Source organism: Methylomonas montana (assembly GCF_030490285.1).
Taxonomy (GTDB): Bacteria; Pseudomonadota; Gammaproteobacteria; order Methylococcales; family Methylomonadaceae; genus Methylomonas; species Methylomonas montana.
The window spans coordinates 1,484,608-1,507,049 of the sequence record NZ_CP129884.1 but is presented as its reverse complement, the minus strand read 5'-3'; the positions used below and the strand labels follow the sequence as shown (position 1 = coordinate 1,507,049).

Below are 22,442 nucleotides of genomic sequence, written 5' to 3'. Positions count from 1 at the left end.
TTGCGAGCACCTGACACTGTTAAAATCCGGAGTCGTTTCATCGAATGACATCGTTGATCAAACATTTGGCGCCTGTGTTTTTTCGACAGACAAATCGCCAATTTTTCTATTTTTTGAATCCAAAACGCCCTCAACCGACCAAAATCCAATAAATATTGATTCGAAATCATTCTGCGTAGATTGTTGCGGTAGAGTCAAGGGATTTAACCGGATTCTGAGGTGTGCAGGCTTTTTATTGACAGAAAAGTCAAAACAACACAGCGGCCAGCGCATGGAGAACGTTCAATCTCGCTATAAACCACTAAACCGGATATAACGCCGCAATGGCGAGCCGGCCGCCCAGACGAAGGCTTCGGTGTAATAGTGCATCAAGGCCAGATAACCCAATAGGCCCAGCGTCACGGCTTTGTAGATTTGCGTGGAAAATAGCGTTTGCAGAATCAGGTTGACCAGATCGTCGCCGTAAGCCTGTAATAGATAAGTCAATAGAAAGGACAGCAAAGGCAACACCAGCCAGACAGGTAATCGAACAGCGGCGGCGGCCCTGAACAATCCATTCTGCGCTTGTTCGCCGTGACGGTTGACATCATGACTGACGTAGAAACTATAAGCGGTAATGTCGTGCACCAGGCGCGGCATCAGAATCGCCAGAAAATAATACTGCTGACTGTAAACATACCAACTGCTGACGACCAGCAAGGTATTCGCCCACAGAAAATATTGCCCAAAGCGGCTGGGCACGTATTTTTGACAAACCCAAGTGCTCGCCACCAGCGCCACGGTCAGCGCGCTAGCCACTTGCAAGACCAGCTCGGCTTGTGCCGGCTCCAAGCTGTTCTTTAGAAAAACCCCCATGTAGATAAAAATCCCGGCGCTGACGCTAAGCCATAATTGCCAATAAAACGCCCGATTCGGCAAGCGGCAAACCGCCTTGGCGATGCCGTGTTGTTGTTTCAAGACGTGATAAACCGTCCAGCAAGCGGTGATGATGTAAAGCGCGCGGTAGGGAATAAACAGGCTGCCGACGCCGAAAAAAACGATGATGAACAAGGTCATCGCAATCAATTTGGTTTTATAGGCTTGCAAATACTCTTCGTGACTCGCCAACAATAGATTGCTGGCGACAATATGCGGGGTGCCGAACAGAATCTGAAATAACAAAAAGTGGCTAGGACTGCTGGGCAGCATGTCCCTGAGCGCATGATTAAAACTCAAACTATCCAGCCACAGCACCAGCAGACACAGCGGGATAATGGCGTATAAACTCAATAAAAAGCGGAACGACACCGCCAGTTTATTGCTAATTTTGGGTTCGGGAAATGAAATGATCTGCGCAACCACGATGCCACCTTTATTTATTATTTTCGGCTGCGGCTATTATCACCATTTTGGGTTTTGACTCAATATCTACATGATTTTTAACCGGTAAGCAGGCGTTTTTGTCCGTCCCGACATTCCTTAGGTAACGTGCGGAGACCCAGCGGCGGAGCGAGCTATTGGCGCTTGCCTTGCAAACCGCCGGTATGTACCGCTACTAGCCGCTGCCCGGCGGAGAAATAACCTTGTCGGGCCAGATCGTAGATCGCAAACAGTAATTTGCCGGTATATACCGGCTCCAGTTCTATGCCATGCCGCTGCTGAAAATTCTGGATAAAGCCCAGCAATGCCGGCGTCGCTTTGGCGAATCCGCCGAAATGGTACTCCAACAGAATCCGCCAGTCCGCGTTAGGGGCCATTCCCTGCGTATCCAGCAAGCGTTTAACATCGTCGCTCAGAAAGTCGCCGCCTTTCAGCGCTGCCACTCCGAGCACTCGGCGAGTAATCGGTACGGCGGCGATCAATCCGGCCAAGGTAGTACCGGTACCGCAAGCCACGGCCAATGTATCGAAATCCAATTCGATTTCATGCACCAGTTCGGCGACGCCTTGCAAGGCCAGATCGATGGCGCCGCCCTCCGGCAACCAATATTGGCCCGGTTGCAGCTCCGGCAAGCTATCGGGAGATTTGTAGCTGCGCAATTGACGATAGTCGCTACGCGACACAAAACGTAGCGCCATGCCCCAACTCAGCAAATCGTTCAGCGTGGGATTGAGCTGCGCGGGGCGCTCGCCGCGAATGTAGCCGACGGTTTTGAGCCCCAACGCTCTGCCTACAAAAGCCAGCGCATGTAAATGGTTGGAATAGGCGCCGCCCATGCTGACGATGGTGTCGGCGCCTCTGCATAAGACATCATTGAGAATGTATTTGAGCTTGCGCCATTTATTGCCGGATATGATCGGATGCAGTAAATCGTCGCGCTTGATCCATAGTTCCAGCCCTTGGGCGGTCAACGCCGAATCCTCGATCCGGGTCAGTGGCGAATCCGCCAATTGCGTCTGCAAGGCTTGTAGGCGCGGATGCAAATCCTTCACTGCGCTTGCTTGATGGCCCAAGCCACATCGGCCGCCTGGCGGTTGGCCTGGACGTCGTGTACTCGAAACATTTGTACGCCCGCCATCACGCCAAGTGCGGTGGTTACGGCCGTCGCAGTGACCAGTTCGTCGGGTTGGTTGACATTGCAGATACTGCCCATGAATCGCTTACGGCTGGTACCCAGCAATACCGGATAACCCAGTTCGACGAACCGATTCAAATGCGCCAACAGATCGATATTGTCTTGGGTGCGCTTGCCAAAGCCGATGCCAGGATCGATAGCAATATTTTCCGGCAAGACGCCGGCCGCCAATGCTTCGCCGATACGCTGCTGTAAAGCCGCCATCACCTCGGTCAACACATCGTCGTAACGCGGCTGGTTTTGCATGGTTTTGGGGGTGCCCTGCATATGCATCAGGATGATGGGGGCTTGCGCCTTGGCCGCGAATGCCAACATAGAGGAATCGCCCTGACCGGCCGAGACATCGTTGATAATGCACGCTCCGGCATCCAAGGCTGCAGCGGCAACCTGGCTCAAGGTGGTATCGATGCTGATTTTTACGTTGGGATTGATAGACTTAATCGCGGCAATTGCCGGTACGACTCGACGAATTTGCTCGTCGGCTGGCACCGGTTCGGAACCAGGGCGAGTGGATTCGCCGCCGATGTCGATGATATCGGCACCCTCGGCTATCATTTTTTCGGCTTGCCTGATCGCCGCCGCCACACCGGTAAATTTGCCACCGTCGGAAAAACTATCCGGCGTTACATTGAGTATCCCCATCAACTGGGGTTTGTCGATCGGCTGGAACATGCTGAAAAACTCCTCGATTAGGCAAACGCGTAGTTTACCGTTGTCGAGTGGTTTTTAAAATTTACCGGCTCTCTTCAGATAACACCGGCCACTGCTCGCCATCCCACCAGACGGGGGATGGCGATTTCAGTCTTTAAACTCTCAAGAGAGCTTTAGCAAGTTTTTCTGACAGCTGTTCTTCAATAAATTGCGGTTCGTTGGGTGGATACAGCTCGACTTCGTCGATTTCAAATCCGTATTCATTACCCAAAGCAAGCAATTCCTTGATTTTGAGGCAGGCTTTCAGTTTTTCTTTCAGCCCCTCATCGCTTTTGGCTTTTTCAGAAAATTCTTTGATGACCTTGATTGACATTGATAACTCCGTGATAACTCTGAAAGATGGATAAAATCCAAACTCTCTCATGCAAAAAATCGGCCATATCTAATAGGCCTTTATTTTTCATGTAGTTCATGGCGTTGCAAATCAGCAAACCTAACAATAATGGCGTCTATTCACACACAATTCATGTGAAATTTGTCGTATATACGACAATTGTCAGCCATATCGACGCGACCATTCGCAGCAAGACTAATTTGGCTTAATCTTGCGCCGCAACCGCGCGATAAGCGGAATGATAATAAAGCAAAGGATCGCCTTCCCGGCAAACCACATCCTCGACTTCGCCGATAATCACCCAATGGCTACCGGCCTGGATTTGTTGCACGACCCGACATTCCAACGCAGCCAGAGCGTCAGTCAAAATCGGCGCGCCGTTTTCACCTGCTTGCCAAGCGATACTGGCAAAACGCTGCTCCTGTGTGGTGCTGCCGGCAAATTGATTGGAGACGTCTTCTTGTGCATTGGTCAAAATATTCACCGCAAAACGGCGGCTTTCCAGCAAGGCCGCACCGGTATCGGTCGATTGATTCAGACACACCAAAATTTGCGGCGGCTCCAGCGACACACTGCTAAACGCCGTTGCGGTCATGCCCCTAGGCTGATTGTCGCGACCTTGAGTGGTCACCACCGTCACGCCGCTGGCCCATAATTTAAGGGCATTTTTAAATTGTTTGGCTTCAACACTCATAATTTTCTCTTAGATCCAATAACGATTACGACTTAAAAAATTTTTAAAATCATAATGATAAATAAAGCCCGACAGTACAAACACCAGATTAATTTTTTGGGCGCATATGCGGAAACAGCAACACGTCGCGAATGCTGGGCGAATTGGTGAACAGCATCACCAAGCGGTCGATACCGATACCCTCGCCAGCGGTCGGCGGCATGCCGTGTTCCAGCGCCGTGATGTAATCGGCATCGAAATGCATCGCTTCGTTGTCGCCGGCTTCTTTTTCTTCCACTTGTTTTTGAAAGCGTTCGGCCTGATCTTCGGCATCGTTCAACTCGGTAAAGCCGTTGGCGATCTCACGGCCACCGACGAAAAACTCGAAACGATCGGTGACATGCGGATCGTTGTCGTTACGGCGCGCCAGTGGCGACACTTCCACCGGATAGGCAGTGATGAAGGTCGGGTTCATCAAACGATGTTCGACGGTTTTTTCGAAAATCTCGATCTGCACCTTGCCCAAACCGTAGCCGTCCTTGACAGGAATTTTCAGATTTTCGGCGACTTTGACGGCCGCTTCGCGCGTGCTCAGGTCGGCCAGCGTCAGTTCGGGATTGAAATGCAGAATGGATTCCAGCACCGTCATCCGCGCGAACGGCTTGCCGAAATCGTATTGGTCGCCCTGGTATTCGATGATGCTATTACCGACGACATCTTCTGCTATACCTTTCAGCAAAGCTTCGGTCAAATCCATCAAGTCGCCATATTCGGCATAGGCTTGATAGAATTCCATCATCGTAAATTCGGGGTTATGACGGGTCGATAGGCCTTCGTTGCGGAAGTTACGGTTGATCTCGAACACCCGCTCGAAACCGCCGACCACCAAGCGTTTCAGATACAGTTCCGGCGCGATGCGCAGATACAATTCCATATCCAGCGCATTGTGGAAGGTGGTAAACGGCCGGGCGGTGGCGCCGCCGGGGATAACCTGCATCATCGGCGTTTCCACTTCCAGGAAATCGCGAGCGATCAGAAATTCACGGATGTAGTTGACGATCTTGGAACGCATCAGGAAGGTCTTGCGCGTCTCGTCGCTCATGATCAAATCCAGATAGCGCTGGCGGTATTTGATCTCCTGATCGGCGATACCATGGAATTTTTCCGGCAAAGGCCTGAGCGCCTTGGTCAGCAAGCGTATGTCATCGACTTTGACGCTCAGTTCGCCGGTCTTGGTCTTGAACAAAACGCCTTCGGCTCCCAGGATGTCGCCGATGTCCCACTTCTTGAACTGATCGTTGTAAACGCCTTCCGGCAGATTGTCGCGAGCCACGTAAACCTGAATCTGCCCCGACATGTCCTGCAAATGGCAAAAACTGGCTTTGCCCATGATGCGGCGGGTCATCATCCTCCCGGCGATCTTCACCCGAATCGGCTCGGCAACCAATTCCTCTTCAGGCTTTTCGCCGTATTCAGCCAGCAATTCACCAGCTACCACATTGCGACGAAAATCGGTCGGGAAAGCGGTGCCCTCTTCGCGCAAGGCGTTAAGTTTTTCGCGGCGTTGTTTGATCTGTTCTTGTTCGTCGTGTTCGAGTTCTGACATGTATTGAATTAACTTAAAGGGAATACTGAATAGATTAAAATCGTTTAAACTTATTATGAAAAGCGCATTCAATCTTTACTTGGACTTAAATTGCACGTAAATATTCTGATGACCACTTTCCATTGTTCTTGGCTCAACCTTTTACATAATCTAGCGAGGTTATTAACTTTCCTAGTTTACTGAATCCGTAATTTCTCGGATCAAATGAACTATCAACTCTCGGAATATAGCTACCAACACCACCCAAATTTGCCCATCCATCTTCCTCAGAGGCTGATTCAATAGCATCTTTAATTAGCTTTTTCAGAGCATCATGATCAGAAGTTGATGAATTCGAAACGCTATATGATTCCGCTTTTCCGGCTAGTTTCGATTCTTCAGCTAATTTATTAATAGTGCTTTGATTCAATATTTTATCAGTAGCCAAAGAAACTTCGGGTAAAGAAGGTTCATCTTCCATAATGGTTTCGGTAAAAATAAATTTGTTACACGCGGCTCGAAATGGTTCTGGGGTACTTCTACGACCAATTCCTATGACCTCAAGTCCTGATTCTCTAATGCGTGTAGCTAATTTAGTGAAGTCGCTATCACTTGATACCAGAAAAAATCCGTTAAATTTCCCGGTATACAACAAATCCATCGCATCAATAATCAAAGCAGAATCTGTGGCATTCTTGCCAACGGTATAGGCGAATTGCTGGATCGGCTGAATGGCGTGCTTGTTTAATGCCTCTTTCCAAGACTTCAGTTGTGTATTGGTCCAGTCGCCGTAACATCGTCTTGAAGTCGTATCACCATACCGAGCAGCTTCCGTTAGCACGGCATCTATTGCTTTGGCTTGTGCATTATCGGCATCGATCAACAGAGCGAAGCGTTTGGTGTCAGAAAATTTCATTCATTTTTTCCTTTTGAAACAACCTGGCGTAGACTTTGATTAATCTTCAAATTCGATAGATGGTTTTCCTGCAATCAGCCCAAACACAGAAATATCCTCATCAATTTGCGGCCAGTGTATACCCTCACCATCGCCCAATATTTCAAAATCCGCTCTTTGCTTAGCATCGGCTTTGGCTAAACGGGGAAACCAGACGATGGGAACCGAAAGATTTCTGCCATCGGCGAGAAAAACGATTAACTCTTGATCGGTACAATTGACCGAACAAGCTCTAGGAATTTCAACGGCTAAAGAACTCATTCCAGGCCTCCAATAATGTTTGCTGATTTTCAGACACCAGTTTACTTAGCGTAGTCAATTCATGTGCGGAAAACCCGCTACTCCGCGCGTAGACAACCGGTTTAAGCCAAAAATTTCGCCACTGCTTTTTCATACTGAATATGTATATGTGCAGGCTCACCATTTTCATTACTGTAAAAGAAAAAACGGTAGCCACCAATTCTTAATACTGTGGGCATCCAGCACCTGATATCTGCATAACCGGTTACAACCCGCTCTTCAAACTAGCCTCAATAAACTGATCCAGCGCCCCATCCAACACCGCCTGGGTGTTGCCGGTTTCGACGTTGGTGCGCAGGTCCTTGATGCGGGATTGATCCAGCACATAGGAACGAATCTGGCTGCCCCAGCCGATGTCGGATTTGGAGTCTTCAATCGCCTGCAAACCTTCGTTGCGTTTCAGCATTTCCATCTCGTAGAGCTTGGCTTTCAGCTGCTTCATCGCGGTGTCTTTGTTCTTGTGTTGCGAGCGGTCGCTTTGGCATTGGGTGACGATGCCGCTGGGGTTATGGGTAATCCGCACCGCCGATTCGGTTCTATTGACGTGCTGACCACCGGCACCACTGGCGCGGTAAACGTCTATCCGCAAATCGGCCGGGTTGATGTCGACTTCGATGTCGTCGTCGATTTCCGGCGAGACGAACACCGAGGCAAACGAGGTGTGGCGGCGGTTGCCGGAATCGAATGGCGATTTACGCACTAAGCGATGCACGCCGGTTTCGGTACGCAGCCAGCCGAAGGCATACGGCCCTTCGAATTTGATGGTGGCGCTCTTGATGCCGGCCACGTCGCCCGGCGACTCTTCGATTAACTCGGTCTTGAAGCCCTTGGCCTCGCCCCAGCGCAAATACATCCGTTCGATCATTGATGCCCAGTCTTGCGCTTCCGTACCGCCGGAACCGGACTGAATATCCAAAAATGCGTTGTTGGCATCCATTTCGCCGGCAAACATGCGTTGAAACTCCAAGCCGGCCACTTGTTTTTCGTATTGTTCCAGATCGGCGGCAACGGTATCGACGGTTTCTTCGTCGTCTTCTTCCACCGCCATCAGCAGCAACTCTTCTGCGTCGGACAGGCCTTGTTCCAATTCCAGGATGGTGTTGACGATGCCTTCCAGCATCGCCCGCTCCTTGCCCATGGCCTGCGCTTGTTCCGGCTTATTCCAGATCGCCGGATCTTCCAACTCGCGCAGTACTTCCACCAAGCGCTCGCTTTTCGTGTCGAAATCCAGATAGCTTTTAAGCCCGGCGCTACGTTCGCGCAGGTCGGCTATCTTGTATTTAATCGGATTAATTTCTTGCATGAACCTCAAAACCCAAACCAATACCCGCATGGGGCACGTGACGCCGGGGCCGCCCCAGCGACTTGAAAAAAGCGTGCAATTATAAACGATTACGCAACCGACTTGCTCGGGTGGTTTTTCAATGACCAGACGATGCAACCAATACCCGCCAGCACGAACGGCACGCTGAGTAACTGACCGGTGGTAAACATCACGCCGGTGTCATACATGGCTTGCTCGGTTTTGAAGTATTCCAGGAAAAAACGCACGCTGAACAGCATGCTGATGAAGCAGCCGAACACGAAACCCGGTTTATCGGCATGTTTTTTATAAATTCCCAACGAAACCAGGTAAATCAACAAATAAAAAGCCGCTTCGTAAAGCTGCACCGGATGGCGTGGCAGCGGGTCGATCCTGGAAAACACCACAGCCCAGGGCTGCTCGGAGGGTATCCCTAAAATCTCGGAATTGAAAAAATTGCCGATCCGTATCAGCGCACCGGCCAACGCGGTCGGAATACTGACTCGATCCAACAACCAGAAATAGCTATCACCGTATTTGCGTCGGTATAAATACAAAGCCAGAATGATACCCAGCGTTGCGCCGTGACTGGCCAGGCCGCCTTCCCATATCGCCAAAATCTTCAAAGGATGCGACAAATAATATGCGGGATCGTAGAGCAAGGTATGGCCGAGACGGGCGCCGACGATGGTCGCTATTACCATATACCAAAGCAAGGTATCCAGTTCTTCGATGTTCTTGCCTTCGCGCTGGTAAATCCATTGCATCGTTAAAAAACTGCCGACAAAACCCGACGCAAACATCAAGCCATACCAGCGGATTTTCAACGCGCCGAAATCGACAAGAATGGGGTCTATATTCCAGATGAAGTGTTCCATGATGATTCAGGATTAGTTAACAAGGTTATATCGCGAAAGCTGAAGATTTTAGCGCCGACAGGTTTTTTTCGCCTTTTATCTTTCGCCTGTTTCATCGTTGATCGGATACTTGAATCCTGCCTTCGACTATCCGTACCGGAAACGTGGCGACATCTTCATAGGCTGGTGCGCATTTGACTGCGCCGGTCTTGACGCAAAACCTGGCGCCGTGACGCGGACAGACGATTTCATCGCCGTCGAGTTCACCACTGGCGATTTCGGCACCGTCGTGAGAACAAACATCCTCAATCGCGTAACACTGACCATCGATTTTAAAAATAGCGACATCGGTGCCATCGACATCGACGACCACGTGCTCGCCGTTTGCCAACGCCGCTTCCGCAACCGCATCAATCCAATCCGTCATGCTTCCCTCGTTTTGATTTAACTTTCGTCTTACAAAAATCTGACAAATTCATTTCAGATAAACGTCGTATCTGAGCAATTTGCCATGATAGCTTTCGCTGGGCTTGCCGCCCATCGGTTCGGCGTAATCCGGGCTTTTCAGCACCACTCGCTTACCGGCCGCCTGCCATGCTGCTGCAAATAAGTCAGCCCGATCCAAGTCGTCCCCCAAAATATCGCGCAATATCGCCATCGATTTACGCGTCGCCGCCGTTTGTTTGCGTTTGGGAGGAAACATCGGGTCCAGATAAATGCATTCCGGCACTTCCGACAAACCGGCCAGCAATTCGATGGCGTTACCGACCAACAATGTCGGAGGTTGTAACTGTCGGTTTACCACCCAGTCTTTCTCCGCCAGACGCTGAAAACCATTTTGAATCAGTTCGGCCATCACCGGCGAGCGCTCGATACACTGCACGTCATACCCCATCCGAAACAGAGCCAGACTATCCTGCGCCCAGCCCGTCGTGGCATCGATCACAGTTTTGGTTTTCTTGCCAATCGCCTGCGCTAACAAATCTTTTTTGGGGGCTGGATAGGAATGCTGCTCGCCGGGACGCGGTTCGACATCCACCGCCAAACCGCCTTTTTTCAAGGTTTGTCTATCCAACAACTTGAGACAACCCTCCCGGTAACAGAGGAAGAACGCTTGTGGCAATTCTGAGGGTAAGCTCTGCAAGTCCAATAGCGGCCACCGTAACCGCTCGGCAAGCGCTTGACTGGCGGATAGCGCCGAGTCATCCGCATAAACTACGGCGCCATGTTCGAACAAAGTTGGCACGCGCAATAATTACTCGGTAGAAATCGACTGGGCTTCGTTTTTTAAGGCTGCATCCAGCGTGTGCCAAGCTAGCGTCGCGCATTTCACCCGCGCTGGATATTCACGGACGCCGGCCAATACCGCCAGTTTACCGACCGCTTCCAAGTTGATTTCCTCGGATTGACCTGTGGTCATTTCGTGGAATTGCTTGAACAAAGCATCGGCCTCGGCTTCGGTCTTGCCTTTGACGATTTCGGTCATCAGAGACACCGACGCGGTGGAAATCGCGCAGCCGGAACCTTGGAAACTGGCATCGTTGATCACGTGATCGTCGATTTTCAAATACAGCGTCAGCCGATCACCGCATAGCGGGTTAAAGCCTTCCACCTGCCGATTGGCATTTTCCATTACCCGAAAATTACGGGGATTGCGGTTGTGATCGAATATCACTTCCTGATACAGATCGCGTAAATCTTCAAACATTAGCCAAACACCTCTATTAAGGATTTGATGCCTTGCATCAATACATCGATTTCTTGACGGGTATTGTACATGGCAAACGAGGCACGCGCCGTCGCCGGCACGCCGTAAAAGTCCATCACCGGCATCGCGCAATGATGACCGGCGCGAATAGCAATACCCAAACTGTCCAGCATGGTACCGATATCATGTGGATGAATATGATCCAACGTGAACGACAAGATGCCGCCCTTGTGCGCGGCTTGACCGACGATATTTAAGCCTTTGATCTGCTGCGCTTGCTCTGTCGCGTATTCCAGCAATTCGGCTTCGTAAGCAGCAATATTGTCCATACCGATGGCTGTGACGTAATCGATCGCCGCGCCCAAACCGATAATCTCGGCTATCGCCGGCGTACCGGCCTCAAATTTTTGCGGCAGGCCGGCGTATTCGGTCTTGGCGAAGGTCACCTGGCGTATCATATCGCCGCCGCCCTGATATGGCGGCATCGCTTCCAGCAAGGCCTGCTTGCCGTACAACACACCAGTGCCGGACGGTCCGTAGAGCTTGTGCCCGGAAAACACGTAAAAATCGCAATCCAAAGCCCGCACATCGACTGCCATATGCGGCGTTGCTTGGGCGCCGTCCAGCATCACGGGAATATTTTTGGCATGGGCCGCGGCAATAATGTTTTCCACCGGATTAATAGTACCCAGCGCATTGGACATATGAGTGATTGCCACCAGTTTGGTGTTACTGTTCAGCAGTTGTTCAAACTCATCGAAAAGCAGTTCGCCTGCTTGATTCATCGGCGCCACTTTCAACACCGTACCGATCTGCTGGCAAAGCATCTGCCAGGGCACGATATTGGCGTGATGCTCCATCGCGCTGATCACGATTTCATCGCCGGCCCTTAATTGCGATTTACCATAGCTTTGTGCGACCAGATTGATCGCTTCGGTCGCCCCGCGCACGAAGATGATCTCCTTAGTGCTGGCGGCATTAATGAACGCCCTGACCTTTTCCCGCGCGCCTTCAAACCTGTCGGTGGCCTTGACACTTAGCGTATGCACGCCGCGATGGATGTTGGCGTATTCATGACTATAGGTATGCACGATGCTGTCGATCACCGCTTGCGGCTTCTGGCAACTGGCGGCGTTATCCAAATAAACCAAAGGCTTGTTACGGATTTTCTCGCCAAGGATCGGGAAATCGGCGCGGATTTGTTCTATTGGAAATTTGCTCATCGCTAACTATTTGGTTTTATTGATTTCGTCTTTACTAAACACTAGAATCGATCAAGTCGATTCGTTAATGGGATAAAACTATGGTCGCCGTCTTTCCGCAAAAACACCTCACCGACATCGCCGAATGGCATCGCATGGGCGAGGCCGGCATTTTTCCGCCCGAAGCCAGATTGGAACTCATCGAAGGAGAAATATTCACCATGGCACCAATAGGTTTCAATCATGCTGGACACATTCATCGTTTAAATCGTATTTTTGCCCGTTTATGGAATGAAGGTGTAGACGTCCGCATACAAAGCCCACTCCAACTGAGCGACCTATCGGAACCAGAGCCGGATCTGACTTTAGTCAAACCTGATACCAATGATTACACGACCCGCCATCCTAATACCTCCGACGTATTGTTGTTGGTGGAAGTATCCGAAAGTACCTTACGCTTCGACCGCACTCAAAAACTCCGTCTCTACGCAACCCACAACATCCCAGAATACTGGATCGTCAACCTGATTGACGATTGCCTGGAAGTGTATCGGCAACCGCAAGACGGCGATTATCTGGACAAATCCACACTGACAAAAGCTGATAGCATCAATCTACTGGCCTTGCCGGAGATTCAGGTCTCAGTCGCTTCGATCTTATAAACTGATTGCCGGAAACCGTTCTAATAACTCTTTCAGCAGCAACGCTTTTAATTCGGCGTTATCAACCTTATCCACCATCTCATTGGCAAACGCAAAGGTCAGAATGTTTCTCGCCGTGGCTTCATCGACGCCGCGTGATTGCAGATAAAACACCGACTTTTCTTCCAGTTGCCCGACCGTGACACCGTGCGAACATTTCACATCGTCGGCATAAATCTCCAGTTGCGGCTTGGTATCCACTTCGGCATCCGCCGATAACAGCAAGTTGCGGTTGTTCATTTCCGAGTCGGTGCGCTGCGCGTCCTCTGCCACGATCACCCGTCCCTGAAATACCCCGCGCGCCTTGTTATCCAACACGCCTTTATAAAACTCGCGGCTAATGCCGTGCGGTTTTAGGTGACTAATGCGCGTGTGATTGTCGATATGCTGGCGCTTGCCGGCCACGAACAGACCATTCAAGGAACATTCGGCCGCCGTATCCAGATCGCTATGAATATCGCTACGCGCCAAACCACTGCCCAACGCAAAGTTATGATGCACAAAACGGCTGTCTCGCGCCTGTTTCACGTAAGTGCCGCCAAAATGCTGGGCTTTTTCCGCCTCAAGTTGCACTTTATACAGCGTCAAACCGGCGTTATTACCCAACAGACATTCGTTGACCGACGCGGTGAAATAGCTATCGACACTACCGATATAGGTTTCGACGATTTCCGCTTCGGCCTGCTCGTTGAGGACTAGTAAATTACGGGTTGCCGCCAGCGCATCGGCTTGGGTAACCACGTGCAAAATCTGCAAGGGCTTATCCAATTGCTGTTTGGCCACCACTTCGATCACCACACCATCGGCAAACCAAGCATTATTGAAAGCCACCAAATTATGTTCGGCGCTGGTCACAGCTTGTCCCAAACGACTTTCCAGCCACGCGGGCTTATCTTGCAAAGCTTGTTTCAAACTGGAAACAGACACCTGGCCCGACAAGTCTTGCAGCCGCGACAAAGATTCGGAAAACTGGCCATTGACCAACACGATACTGGCAGCATCGTCCAAGCGGTATTGACTCAACCAGTCTTCATCGACAATCTGGCCAGCACTTGGCGCAAACAGCGTTTTATTCAGCGCCGACAAATTCGTATAACGCCACTCTTCCTCACGGTTACCTGGAAAGCCACTGGCTCCGAAGACCTGTAAGGCTTGGTTTCTGAATCCTTGCAGCCAAGGCAACTCCAAGCCCGGCAAGCTGGCTGCCAACGCCGGATAGGCTGTCAAATAGGTTTCGCCGCTCATGCCGCTTGCCCTTCCAGCCAGCTATAACCCCTTTCTTCCAGCTCCAACGCCAGCTCCGGCCCGCCAGATTTGACTATCTTGCCGTCGGCCAGCACATGCACCACGTCAGGCTTAATGTAGTCCAGCAAGCGTTGGTAATGGGTGATCATCAAGAACGAGCGCTCCGCGTTACGCAAGGAATTGACGCCTTCGGCGACGATACGCAACGCGTCGATGTCTAAGCCCGAGTCAGTCTCGTCGAGGATACACAACTTTGGCTCCAATATCGCGGCTTGCAAAATCTCGTTACGCTTCTTCTCGCCGCCGGAAAAACCCTCGTTAACCGCGCGGTACAAGAATTTTTCGTCCATCTGCAGCAGTTTGACCTTGCTTTTTACGATGGTCAGAAAATCCATCGCATCCACTTCCGGCAGGCCGTGATGCTTGCGCATTGCATTCAACGCGGCCTTCAGCAAATAAATATTGCTGACACCAGGAATTTCCACCGGATATTGAAACGCCAAAAACACCCCTTCGCGGGCGCGGATTTCCGGCGCCAGTTCCAGCAAGTCTTTGCCGTTGTAGGTCACGCTGCCTTCGGTGACGGTGTAGCCGGCTTTACCGGACAACACGTGCGACAAGGTACTCTTGCCGGCACCATTGGGGCCCATGATGGCGTGGACTTCGCCTGGGTTTATATCCAGGGTTAGGCCTTTTAGTATGGGTTTGTCGTTGATGGTTACGTGGAGATTTTTTATGCTGAGCATACGTTTGGTCACCTAAGTTTTTTTAAATAATTCCGAACCTAATCGTTCCCACGCTCCGGCGTGGGAACGCAGCTTTTGACGCTCCAGCGTCACCATTAGCCTGGCTAGGTTGAATAAGCCAGCATTTAAATTATGTGTCGCTTACGCGACGGTTTTTTTAATGTCGGGTCTCGGCCCGACAGCCGAGATACTTTTCTTTGCTTGTCCAAAGAAAAGCATCCAAAAGAAAAGACACCCGGATGCCGCTTTGACCCTGCGCTCCTCGCTTTTGAACGGGGTTGCCGAAAGGGGCTTCCTGCCCCTTCGGCAACGCGCCGCATCCATGCGTCGCCCCTACGGGCTATTCCGTTCAAAAGCTCCGGTGCTCGGCGCGGCATACGGGAAGAAAAACCATCCCGTGTAGGGTGGGCAATTTTGCCCACCATTGGCTTTCACCCCGCGTGGGCACTAAATCGTGTCCACCCTACCCAGCTACCGACTAATTACAATATTTATTTACTTTATCCTTTAATTGTTGATTGTCGAGTTGATATTCAGAGATCGATCTTTTTATCTCGATAATCCGGTGATATATTAATACAAACTCGTCACCCATCTCGTCACCAACACCCTTGAGTAAAGAATCATACTCACAATTCCGAAAATCAGCTTCGTACAATTTCTGCTCAAACTCTGGGTCATCTGGCAACAATCCGCCTAACCCTGAACATTCATTAAGAAAGAAAAGTCTCTGGGAAAGCTTTTTATCAGTGGCTGACGCATTAAACTCTTTCAATAACATATCGTATTCCGCTTGCAGAAAACTTATATGCATTAAATTTACATTAATTAATGAAGTTAATGCAGACAACCTAGTTTGATTTCTTTGCTCTTCGTAAGACTTAGTAATTAAGTAAAATGTAACGCCCGCAACAACCGGACTAAGAATCCCGCCAAAGTAACTACCAAAATCCCCCCAAACATCTGGTTTTTCAGATACACGATCATTAAAATAAAACAAATAACACCCAAAAACCACTATAGCTATTATTGCCACAAAAACATACAACCACGCAACTATATGATTATCTGATTTTCCTTTCATAAATTTTTTCAGACTTTGATATATAACTACTTGAGGTTGTAGACTTTATATAGCAACGCAAAACCCAGCAAAAAGTTTATTAATTATTTAAGTTTCGCTATCGCGAAGCCAATTTAATGTCGGTTCTCGCACCGACAAGCGGGATACTTTTCTTTGCTTGTCCAAAGAAAAGTATCCAAAAGAAAAGACACCCGGATGCCGCTTGCTTCCTGCGTTCCTCGCTTTTGAACAGGGCTGCCGAAAGGGGCGTCCAGCCCCTTCGGCAACGCGCCGCATCCATGCGGCGCCCCTGCGGGCTATTCTGTTCAAAAGCTCCGGTGCTCGGCGCGGCATAACGGGAAGACAGCCATCCCGAAAATTAAAGCAATAAATCGAAATGGTAGGTCCGATTAGCGAAGCGTAATCGGACATTTTTTTAAAATTCGATCTATTCGCTAAATATCTAAATAATTATTGCCAAAACAGAAACATTAATTCTTTATTCAAATTCATTCGTCCGATTACGCTTCGCTAACCGGACCTACGCGGACTGATTTGCTCAGAGTGATGGTATAGATGGTGTTATTTTTGTTTACGGTACAAAAAACATTCATTTTTAGCTCTTTGTTTGCTTTCCGCCACACCTTGTCGATCTCATCGCTGTATGGCCTGCCACTTGAATGCTTAAAACCAATTGCATACAAAGCATGCACAAGAGCTTCATATTTCTCACCATTCACGGTCACTTCAATCCAGTTTCTCATTCAGCCTCTCCAGCCAAGTTGCGTAGGGTGGGCAATTTTGCCCACCGTTGGCTTTTGCTCCGCGTGGGCACTCAATCGTGCCCTACCCTACAAAATCAAAATACGAAGGATGTGCTGAACGCAGTGAAGCGCATCTGTCGTGAACGATGCGCCTCCTATCGTCGGCAGCATCCTAAAACTCCATCCCAAATCCAACACAAACAAAATGATCTAACCACTATAAATCCCGCGACGGGGTTGTTCCCGTTATTCCGCCCCGGGCATCGCAGCTTTTGGCGAGATCGGCCCGCAGGGGAGCGGCAGGGATGCCGCTCGTTTTCGGAGGGGCTGGGAAGCCCCTTTCGAAAACCCTCGCCAAAAGCGACAAATTTGCCTGGAGCAAATTTGAACAGCCGATAGGCTGGCCCGCAGGGCGAAAACCATGGATGGTTTTCGTAAAGCGCAGGAAATTGGCGGAATTTCGGGTGGCCTTTTCTTTGGATACTTTCTTTTGGCGACGCACAAATTCGCCGGAAGCGAATTTGAACAGCCAAAGGCTGGCCCGAAGGGCGAAAGCCATGGATGGCTTTCGTAGCAGAAAGTATCTCGGCTGTCGGGCCGAGACCCGACTTCTAAACATAGCGTCGCGCCAGCGACACCCAAAAACCAACCTGCGAAACTCAATCACTAGACTGGCAATCGGCCAGTATCGCCGCATTACTCTTAATCCCCTCGCAAATCATCCCCAACGGCAGATGACTCAAATTCTGTTCGGAAAACGGGTTTTGCAATTCCAACCCAATTCTATCCAAAGACAACAAAGGATAAGCCACCAGCCCTGCAACAAACGCAGATACCATTCCGGCTTCGCCGATCAACGAGAACGGCAACAGCAATAAATAAATCAAGATAAAGCGCCGGGTCTTGATTGCATACACTAGAGGCATCGGCGTTTTCAAAATACGCTCGCAACCACCAAGATGATCGATCAACAGCCCACGCTGTTCTTCAAATTGGCTGAACACGATCACATCCAGACAATGACGGCTGCGAGCCTGCTCCAGCAGCGCTGCGATTTTGCTTGCAACCAACATTGGCATGTGCCGGGCGTGACGCAATTCAGTCAGTTCAGTCTCCGACAGAATTTGCTTCAGGTCGTCTAATTTCTTTTGATGGCGCAAGCTTTCCTTCAGCACAAACGCAAACGCTACGATCCATTTGTTCATATCGTCACGCCATTGCCTGTCGTCCGGTCCGTAATGCCAGATCATCAACAAAAGGTTCCGACTTTGATTGACGACGCCGCCCCATAATTTTCGCGCTTCCCACCAGCGCTCATGCCCCGCATTGGTTCGAAACACCAACACCAGACCCAATACCGCGCCAGTGTATTCAAATGGCGTGACGGCCAGCTCGGGAAGCTTATAAAAATGGGCATCTATCAATGCCAAAACCAGCGTGTAACAGGCGACGGCAAACACACCAGGCAAGATTCTAGGCGTAACCGACCCGCGCCAAGCCAACGCGCCGCGCAGAAACCCCGGATACTCTAGCTGGTTGCTAAAATCATCACTCAACTTGGCGGCCGAATCTCGCAATGGCATGATTTTTTGACCTTAACCAACCGCCCCTTCCAAACTAATCCCCAACAACGCCTGCGCCTCAACCGCAAACTCCATTGGCAACTCCTTGAACACTTCCTTACAAAAACCATTCACAATCATCGACACCGCATCTTCCGCAGACAAACCGCGTTGCTGGCAAAAGAACAACTGGTCTTCACTGATCTTGGACGTGGTCGCTTCATGTTCGACCTGAGCGGTTGGCTGTTTTACCTCGACATATGGAAAGGTATGTGCGCCACATTTATCGCCGACCAACAGCGAATCGCACTGGGTATGATTGCGGGCGTGTTCGGCGGATTTGGCGACCTTGACCAAACCGCGATAGGTATTCTGCGCCCGGCCGGCGGAAATACCTTTCGACACGATGGTGCTACGGGTGTTTTTACCGATATGGATCATCTTGGTGCCGGTGTCGGCCTGTTGCAGATTGTTGGTCAGGGCCACCGAATAAAACTCGCCAACCGAATCGTCGCCCAGCAACACGCAGCTTGGATACTTCCAGGTGATGGCCGAGCCGGTTTCCACCTGGGTCCAGGACACTTTCGAGTTGCGGCCACGGCATTCGGCGCGCTTGGTGACGAAATTGTAGATACCGCCTTTGCCATCCTTGTCGCCGGGATACCAGTTTTGCACGGTCGAATATTTGATCTGAGCGTTTTCCAATGCAACCAACTCCACCACTGCCGCATGTAATTGGTTTTCGTCGCGCATCGGCGCAGTGCAGCCTTCCAGATACGACACATGCGAGCCTTCGTCGGCGATAATCAGCGTGCGTTCAAACTGGCCGGTGTTGGCGGCATTGATCCGGAAATAGGTCGACAACTCCATCGGGCAGCGTACGCCTTTGGGGATATAAACGAAGGAACCGTCGGTAAATACCGCCGAATTCAGTGCGGCAAAGAAATTATCGCCAGGCGGCACCACGGTGCCGAGATATTGCTTCACTAATTCAGGGTGTTCCTGCAAGGCTTCGGAAATCGGGCAGAAAATCACGCCGGCATCTTTCAGTTTGCCTTTAAAAGTGGTGGCTACCGACACGCTATCGAACACCGCATCGACGGCGATGCCGGCCAAGCGTTCTTGTTCGTCGAGCGGAATACCTAGTTTTTTATAGGTATCCAGCAATTCCGGATCGACTTCGTCCAAGCTTTTCGGGCCGGCTTTTTTCGATTTGGGTGCCGAGTAGTAACTAATCGATTGATAATCGATGGGATCGATCTTGAGTTGCGCCCAGTTCGGGGATGGCATGGTCTGCCAATGCCGAAACGCTTTAAGCCGATATTCCAGCATAAATTCCGGCTCGTTTTTGACTTTGGACAGCCGGCGAATCACATCTTCATCCAAGCCCGGCGGAAAAGTATCGACTTCCAGCTCGGTCACAAAGCCTTGTTTGTATTCCTGGCTGATCAGATGTTCAATTTCTTGTGCGCTTGTAGACATAATCTTTTTGATAATTAGCGAAACAACTGGTTAACCGGAATGGAGACTTCTTCCGGCTGCTTAAACGGCAAAATCAGATCGGCCAAAGTGACCGATTCGAGAGCATTGGCGATTTTTTGGTTGATCAAGTGCCAATTACCTTGAATTTTGCAACCGCTGGCTTGATCGCAACCTTTGTGCGATGCGGTGCACTCGGTCAAGGCAATCGGTCCTTCCAGGGCGCCAATCACCATGGCGACGGTAATCCTACCGGGCTCTCTTGCCAATGCATAACCGCCCTTGGCGCCACGCGTGGAGACCAACACGCCGGCCTTCAGCAAAATCTTCAATATTTTGCTGACGGTAGGCTGAGCAATGCCGGTTGCTTCGGCAATTTCCACAGCCCCATGCACACGAGAATTATCCTTCGCTATGTAGCTCAAAATCACCGTCGCATAGTCTGCTAATTTGCTCAACCGTAACATTACACCCTCTTGCTTAATCTAGGACCATTTTAGTCTTATTTAAATCCCCAGTAAAGCACTTGGTTATTTTCACATTAGTTCGTCCACACCCTTTCACACCAAACACTGCTAGCGAGTACGCTGGCACATCCCGCCAGATACTATCGGCCATTCGCTAAAGACAAAACCACGCAACTAAATTTTTCCCTGAAATTTTTGGCTTTTTGCAACACACTCCGTTAAGCTTTAAATATCTAACTTTTCGAAAAAAGAGCAATGAGCCAACATCGTAGCCCTGTTATTCTGATGTATCACGGCACCCCCGGCAGTCGACCGGACACCCATTACTCTATCCACGCCAACTTATTCGCCAAACATATGCGTTTTTTAAAGCGCCAAGGCTGGACAACCGCGTTATTTAAAGACCTGCAAAACGCTCAAGCTTTACCGGAAAAAACCGTTGTACTGACTTTCGACGATGGCTACGCGGATAATTATCAGGGCGCATTTTTGCCTTTGTTGGAGAGCGGCATGAAAGCCACTTGGTTTATCGCAACCGATTGCATCGGTGGCCACGCACATTGGCTAGGGACCGCATCCAAACAAACCCAGATGCTAACAAAGGAACAACTAACTGAAATGCATTCGGCCGGAATGGAAATCGCATCTCACACCTGTTCGCACCCAGATCTTTCAACACTGAGCTTGGCGCAACAACAAAACGAACTTTCGACTGCCAAATCCGTATTGGAGAAACTGCTTTCCACTCAAGTGACCAGCCTCGCTTACCCTTACGGCCGATTCAATGACGATTCGCTGATTGCCGCGGAACAAGCCGGCTATCGATTGGCTTGCATTACCCAGCCTGGCTGGTTAGGCAGCGACCCTAACCCGTTTCTGGTTAGGCGAATTGCCATTTTTTCCGGCGATAGCGTTAGCAGCCTATCTCGCAAATTGACGTTTACGGATAACGAAGTGTCTTGGCAAAAAATCGCGCGTTACTATATGAATCGGGCCAGGGCCAAACTGACATATAATTTTTAAGTATGGAATCCATCGATCAACTATTTAGAAAAATTCTGCGCACAAAATCACTGAGGCGAAAAATTTGAATCCTGTAAAGCCGCTTATTTTGTTTCAAAAGCCATTTCTAAATGGAAAGATTGAAATGTTATTTACTATCGCCGTCGCTACTCTGTTTTTATCGCATCCTTGATTTATAAACAACACAAATGAGCCCTGAAAAAACCAACAAAAAGCTCACTTTTGCCTTTTGCACTTATAATCGCGCCGAACGCCTGGAAAATTTGGTAACGGCCATGCGCTCTCAAACTTGTCCGGTTCCATACGAGATTCTCGCGATTAATAACAATAGCAGCGACGATACAAGTAAAACATTAACAAAACTAAGCCAACTGCCCGGAACACCTTTACGCTGGGTCACCGAACCGATTCAAGGCATTGTGGCAGCACGTAACCGTGCGATAGCGGAAGCGCTGAATTCTGATATCCTAGTGTTTATCGACGACGACGAAACCCCACAATCAAATATTTTAGAAGCCGCTGCTCAAGCAATATTCGACGAAGGCGCTCAATGCGCGGGGGGCAAGGTGTATGTCGATTTCTCCCAATATTGCCGCCCAACCTGGCTTGAAGATGAGCTGCTAGGCTTTTTGGCTGCCGTTGATTACGGCAATACCGCATTTTGGATAGAAGACCCATCCACCCCTATTTGGACCGCCAATATCGCTTATGATATGCGGCTGTTCCGCGACAACCCAACATTGCGCTTCGACAAACGATACGACCGGAAAGGGAAAGCCATTGGCGGCGGAGAAGACGTAGCAATGTTTAAAAGCTTATTATCGCAAAAAGCCCGCATACGCTACAGACCCGATATGGCGGTCATACATGCCGTAGAACCTTGGCGATTGAATCGGTGTTATTTCTTAAAATTACACTTTCTGGCAGGAAAAAAATCTGCGCTCCATCAGCTGCCAACGTATGAAAGGAATTATCTAGGTGTTCCGCCGTTTTTGATTTCGCAAAGCTTTAAGCAATTTTTCAAATGGCTTAAGCTCATAGCCTCATCAAAGCGCAGTAATATTCGCCAGCTGATGAATGTCACGTACTTGCTTGGCCAAATCTATGGATGCCTCTTACGCTGGAAAGAAAAAACAGAACTAAATGAACTATAAAAAACCATAAAGTAGCTAATATATTTATACGACGCCAATAACTAAATAAAATCCAT

26 protein-coding genes are annotated in these 22,442 nt (G+C 49.8%); 3 read left to right on the top strand and 23 right to left on the bottom strand.

Annotated elements, in window-relative coordinates:
- Positions 1–291: 291 nt before the first annotated feature.
- From QZJ86_RS07155 to QZJ86_RS07090, 15 genes are all read right to left on the bottom strand, one after another.
- Positions 292–1,341 (bottom strand): hypothetical protein, encoded by a 1,050-nt coding sequence (locus tag QZJ86_RS07155; RefSeq protein WP_301937657.1) that lies wholly within the window; start codon positions 1,339–1,341, stop codon positions 292–294.
- Between the two features lie 152 nt (positions 1,342–1,493).
- Positions 1,494–2,411 (bottom strand): 1-aminocyclopropane-1-carboxylate deaminase/D-cysteine desulfhydrase, encoded by a 918-nt coding sequence (locus QZJ86_RS07150; RefSeq protein ID WP_320415843.1) that lies wholly within the window; start codon positions 2,409–2,411, stop codon positions 1,494–1,496.
- Positions 2,408–3,226, bottom strand: coding sequence for a dihydropteroate synthase (folP, locus tag QZJ86_RS07145; RefSeq protein ID WP_301937656.1), 819 nt, complete (start codon positions 3,224–3,226; stop codon positions 2,408–2,410). The genes QZJ86_RS07150 and folP overlap by 4 nt, the downstream gene beginning before the upstream one ends.
- Positions 3,227–3,359: 133 nt before the next feature.
- Positions 3,360–3,578: a Nif11-like leader peptide family natural product precursor gene (locus QZJ86_RS07140; RefSeq protein WP_301937654.1), complete on the bottom strand. Its 219-nt coding sequence runs from the start codon at positions 3,576–3,578 to the stop codon at positions 3,360–3,362.
- A gap of 226 nt (positions 3,579–3,804) precedes the next feature.
- Positions 3,805–4,293, bottom strand: coding sequence for a flavin reductase family protein (locus QZJ86_RS07135; protein ID WP_301937652.1), 489 nt, complete (start codon positions 4,291–4,293; stop codon positions 3,805–3,807).
- Between the two features lie 88 nt (positions 4,294–4,381).
- Positions 4,382–5,878 (bottom strand): lysine--tRNA ligase, encoded by a 1,497-nt coding sequence (gene lysS / locus QZJ86_RS07130; protein WP_301937650.1) that lies wholly within the window; start codon positions 5,876–5,878, stop codon positions 4,382–4,384.
- 133 nt (positions 5,879–6,011) lie between these two features.
- Positions 6,012–6,773 (bottom strand): NYN domain-containing protein, encoded by a 762-nt coding sequence (locus tag QZJ86_RS07125; protein ID WP_301937649.1) that lies wholly within the window; start codon positions 6,771–6,773, stop codon positions 6,012–6,014.
- 39 nt (positions 6,774–6,812) lie between these two features.
- Complete coding sequence (locus QZJ86_RS07120) at positions 6,813–7,073, bottom strand: DUF2442 domain-containing protein (protein ID WP_301937647.1); 261 nt, start codon at positions 7,071–7,073, stop codon at positions 6,813–6,815.
- Positions 7,054–7,236 (bottom strand): DUF4160 domain-containing protein, encoded by a 183-nt coding sequence (locus QZJ86_RS21585; protein WP_407081656.1) that lies wholly within the window; start codon positions 7,234–7,236, stop codon positions 7,054–7,056. Before QZJ86_RS21585 ends, QZJ86_RS07120 begins: the two co-directional genes overlap by 20 nt.
- Positions 7,237–7,317: 81 nt before the next feature.
- Positions 7,318–8,415, bottom strand: a complete 1,098-nt coding sequence (prfB, locus tag QZJ86_RS07115) for a peptide chain release factor 2 (protein WP_301937646.1) — start codon at positions 8,413–8,415, stop codon at positions 7,318–7,320.
- 89 nt (positions 8,416–8,504) lie between these two features.
- On the bottom strand, positions 8,505–9,293 hold the full coding sequence (gene lgt / locus QZJ86_RS07110) for a prolipoprotein diacylglyceryl transferase (protein WP_301937645.1): 789 nt from the start codon (positions 9,291–9,293) through the stop codon (positions 8,505–8,507).
- A 91-nt stretch (positions 9,294–9,384) separates the two neighbouring features.
- Complete coding sequence (locus QZJ86_RS07105; protein ID WP_301937643.1) at positions 9,385–9,699, bottom strand: non-heme iron oxygenase ferredoxin subunit; 315 nt, start codon at positions 9,697–9,699, stop codon at positions 9,385–9,387.
- A 48-nt stretch (positions 9,700–9,747) separates the two neighbouring features.
- Positions 9,748–10,518 (bottom strand): class I SAM-dependent methyltransferase, encoded by a 771-nt coding sequence (locus QZJ86_RS07100; protein WP_407081655.1) that lies wholly within the window; start codon positions 10,516–10,518, stop codon positions 9,748–9,750.
- A gap of 9 nt (positions 10,519–10,527) precedes the next feature.
- Positions 10,528–10,980: a Fe-S cluster assembly sulfur transfer protein SufU gene (sufU, locus tag QZJ86_RS07095; RefSeq protein ID WP_301937640.1), complete on the bottom strand. Its 453-nt coding sequence runs from the start codon at positions 10,978–10,980 to the stop codon at positions 10,528–10,530.
- On the bottom strand, positions 10,980–12,203 hold the full coding sequence (locus QZJ86_RS07090; RefSeq protein WP_301937636.1) for a cysteine desulfurase: 1,224 nt from the start codon (positions 12,201–12,203) through the stop codon (positions 10,980–10,982). Before QZJ86_RS07090 ends, sufU begins: the two co-directional genes overlap by 1 nt.
- Before the next feature lie 80 nt (positions 12,204–12,283).
- Between QZJ86_RS07090 and QZJ86_RS07085 the strand changes: the two genes are divergently transcribed.
- Positions 12,284–12,844, top strand: a complete 561-nt coding sequence (locus QZJ86_RS07085) for a Uma2 family endonuclease (RefSeq protein ID WP_301937633.1) — start codon at positions 12,284–12,286, stop codon at positions 12,842–12,844.
- On the opposite strand, the gene sufD is transcribed toward QZJ86_RS07085, so the two are convergent.
- The 8 genes from sufD to QZJ86_RS07045 form a co-directional block, all read right to left on the bottom strand.
- Positions 12,839–14,128, bottom strand: coding sequence for a Fe-S cluster assembly protein SufD (gene sufD / locus QZJ86_RS07080; RefSeq protein ID WP_301937632.1), 1,290 nt, complete (start codon positions 14,126–14,128; stop codon positions 12,839–12,841). The genes QZJ86_RS07085 and sufD overlap by 6 nt on opposite strands.
- Complete coding sequence (gene sufC, locus QZJ86_RS07075) at positions 14,125–14,874, bottom strand: Fe-S cluster assembly ATPase SufC (protein ID WP_301937631.1); 750 nt, start codon at positions 14,872–14,874, stop codon at positions 14,125–14,127. The genes sufD and sufC overlap by 4 nt, the downstream gene beginning before the upstream one ends.
- Before the next feature lie 478 nt (positions 14,875–15,352).
- Positions 15,353–15,958, bottom strand: coding sequence for a hypothetical protein (locus tag QZJ86_RS07070; protein WP_301937630.1), 606 nt, complete (start codon positions 15,956–15,958; stop codon positions 15,353–15,355).
- A 500-nt stretch (positions 15,959–16,458) separates the two neighbouring features.
- Entirely contained in the window at positions 16,459–16,701 is a 243-nt protein-coding gene (locus QZJ86_RS07065) for a hypothetical protein (protein ID WP_301937629.1), read from the bottom strand.
- 217 nt (positions 16,702–16,918) lie between these two features.
- A complete protein-coding gene (locus tag QZJ86_RS07060) occupies positions 16,919–17,260 on the bottom strand; it encodes a hypothetical protein (RefSeq protein WP_301937626.1) in 342 nt (113 codons plus the stop codon).
- Between the two features lie 100 nt (positions 17,261–17,360).
- Positions 17,361–18,284, bottom strand: a complete 924-nt coding sequence (locus QZJ86_RS07055) for a bestrophin family protein (protein WP_301937624.1) — start codon at positions 18,282–18,284, stop codon at positions 17,361–17,363.
- A gap of 12 nt (positions 18,285–18,296) precedes the next feature.
- Positions 18,297–19,745, bottom strand: coding sequence for a Fe-S cluster assembly protein SufB (gene sufB / locus QZJ86_RS07050; protein WP_301937622.1), 1,449 nt, complete (start codon positions 19,743–19,745; stop codon positions 18,297–18,299).
- A 14-nt stretch (positions 19,746–19,759) separates the two neighbouring features.
- Positions 19,760–20,209: an SUF system Fe-S cluster assembly regulator gene (locus tag QZJ86_RS07045; RefSeq protein WP_301937620.1), complete on the bottom strand. Its 450-nt coding sequence runs from the start codon at positions 20,207–20,209 to the stop codon at positions 19,760–19,762.
- Between the two features lie 255 nt (positions 20,210–20,464).
- On the opposite strand from QZJ86_RS07045, the gene QZJ86_RS07040 reads away from it, so the two are divergent.
- Both QZJ86_RS07040 and QZJ86_RS07035 read left to right on the top strand, forming a co-directional pair.
- On the top strand, positions 20,465–21,232 hold the full coding sequence (locus QZJ86_RS07040) for a polysaccharide deacetylase family protein (protein WP_301937618.1): 768 nt from the start codon (positions 20,465–20,467) through the stop codon (positions 21,230–21,232).
- A 188-nt stretch (positions 21,233–21,420) separates the two neighbouring features.
- Positions 21,421–22,386, top strand: coding sequence for a glycosyltransferase (locus QZJ86_RS07035; protein WP_301937616.1), 966 nt, complete (start codon positions 21,421–21,423; stop codon positions 22,384–22,386).
- The last annotated feature ends 56 nt before the right edge of the window (positions 22,387–22,442 follow it).

What these genes read in the sequence shown, in the direction of transcription:
- folP (WP_301937656.1), bottom strand. Translation starts at nt 3,226, where the DNA reads ATGTTCCAGCCGATCGACAAACCCCAGTTGATGGGGATACTCAATGTA.
- QZJ86_RS07140 (WP_301937654.1), bottom strand. Translation starts at nt 3,578, where the DNA reads ATGTCAATCAAGGTCATCAAAGAATTTTCTGAAAAAGCCAAAAGCGAT.
- QZJ86_RS07135 (WP_301937652.1), bottom strand. Translation starts at nt 4,293, where the DNA reads ATGAGTGTTGAAGCCAAACAATTTAAAAATGCCCTTAAATTATGGGCC.
- lysS (WP_301937650.1), bottom strand. Translation starts at nt 5,878, where the DNA reads ATGTCAGAACTCGAACACGACGAACAAGAACAGATCAAACAACGCCGC.
- QZJ86_RS07125 (WP_301937649.1), bottom strand. Translation starts at nt 6,773, where the DNA reads ATGAAATTTTCTGACACCAAACGCTTCGCTCTGTTGATCGATGCCGAT.
- QZJ86_RS07120 (WP_301937647.1), bottom strand. Translation starts at nt 7,073, where the DNA reads ATGAGTTCTTTAGCCGTTGAAATTCCTAGAGCTTGTTCGGTCAATTGT.
- QZJ86_RS21585 (WP_407081656.1), bottom strand. Translation starts at nt 7,236, where the DNA reads ATGGTGAGCCTGCACATATACATATTCAGTATGAAAAAGCAGTGGCGA.
- prfB (WP_301937646.1), bottom strand. Translation starts at nt 8,415, where the DNA reads ATGCAAGAAATTAATCCGATTAAATACAAGATAGCCGACCTGCGCGAA.
- lgt (WP_301937645.1), bottom strand. Translation starts at nt 9,293, where the DNA reads ATGGAACACTTCATCTGGAATATAGACCCCATTCTTGTCGATTTCGGC.
- QZJ86_RS07105 (WP_301937643.1), bottom strand. Translation starts at nt 9,699, where the DNA reads ATGACGGATTGGATTGATGCGGTTGCGGAAGCGGCGTTGGCAAACGGC.
- sufU (WP_301937640.1), bottom strand. Translation starts at nt 10,980, where the DNA reads ATGTTTGAAGATTTACGCGATCTGTATCAGGAAGTGATATTCGATCAC.
- QZJ86_RS07090 (WP_301937636.1), bottom strand. Translation starts at nt 12,203, where the DNA reads ATGAGCAAATTTCCAATAGAACAAATCCGCGCCGATTTCCCGATCCTT.
- QZJ86_RS07085 (WP_301937633.1), top strand. Translation starts at nt 12,284, where the DNA reads ATGGTCGCCGTCTTTCCGCAAAAACACCTCACCGACATCGCCGAATGG.
- sufD (WP_301937632.1), bottom strand. Translation starts at nt 14,128, where the DNA reads ATGAGCGGCGAAACCTATTTGACAGCCTATCCGGCGTTGGCAGCCAGC.
- sufC (WP_301937631.1), bottom strand. Translation starts at nt 14,874, where the DNA reads ATGCTCAGCATAAAAAATCTCCACGTAACCATCAACGACAAACCCATA.
- QZJ86_RS07070 (WP_301937630.1), bottom strand. Translation starts at nt 15,958, where the DNA reads ATGAAAGGAAAATCAGATAATCATATAGTTGCGTGGTTGTATGTTTTT.
- QZJ86_RS07065 (WP_301937629.1), bottom strand. Translation starts at nt 16,701, where the DNA reads ATGAGAAACTGGATTGAAGTGACCGTGAATGGTGAGAAATATGAAGCT.
- QZJ86_RS07060 (WP_301937626.1), bottom strand. Translation starts at nt 17,260, where the DNA reads ATGGCTTTCGCCCTTCGGGCCAGCCTTTGGCTGTTCAAATTCGCTTCC.
- QZJ86_RS07055 (WP_301937624.1), bottom strand. Translation starts at nt 18,284, where the DNA reads ATGCCATTGCGAGATTCGGCCGCCAAGTTGAGTGATGATTTTAGCAAC.
- sufB (WP_301937622.1), bottom strand. Translation starts at nt 19,745, where the DNA reads ATGTCTACAAGCGCACAAGAAATTGAACATCTGATCAGCCAGGAATAC.
- QZJ86_RS07045 (WP_301937620.1), bottom strand. Translation starts at nt 20,209, where the DNA reads ATGTTACGGTTGAGCAAATTAGCAGACTATGCGACGGTGATTTTGAGC.
- QZJ86_RS07040 (WP_301937618.1), top strand. Translation starts at nt 20,465, where the DNA reads ATGAGCCAACATCGTAGCCCTGTTATTCTGATGTATCACGGCACCCCC.
- QZJ86_RS07035 (WP_301937616.1), top strand. Translation starts at nt 21,421, where the DNA reads ATGAGCCCTGAAAAAACCAACAAAAAGCTCACTTTTGCCTTTTGCACT.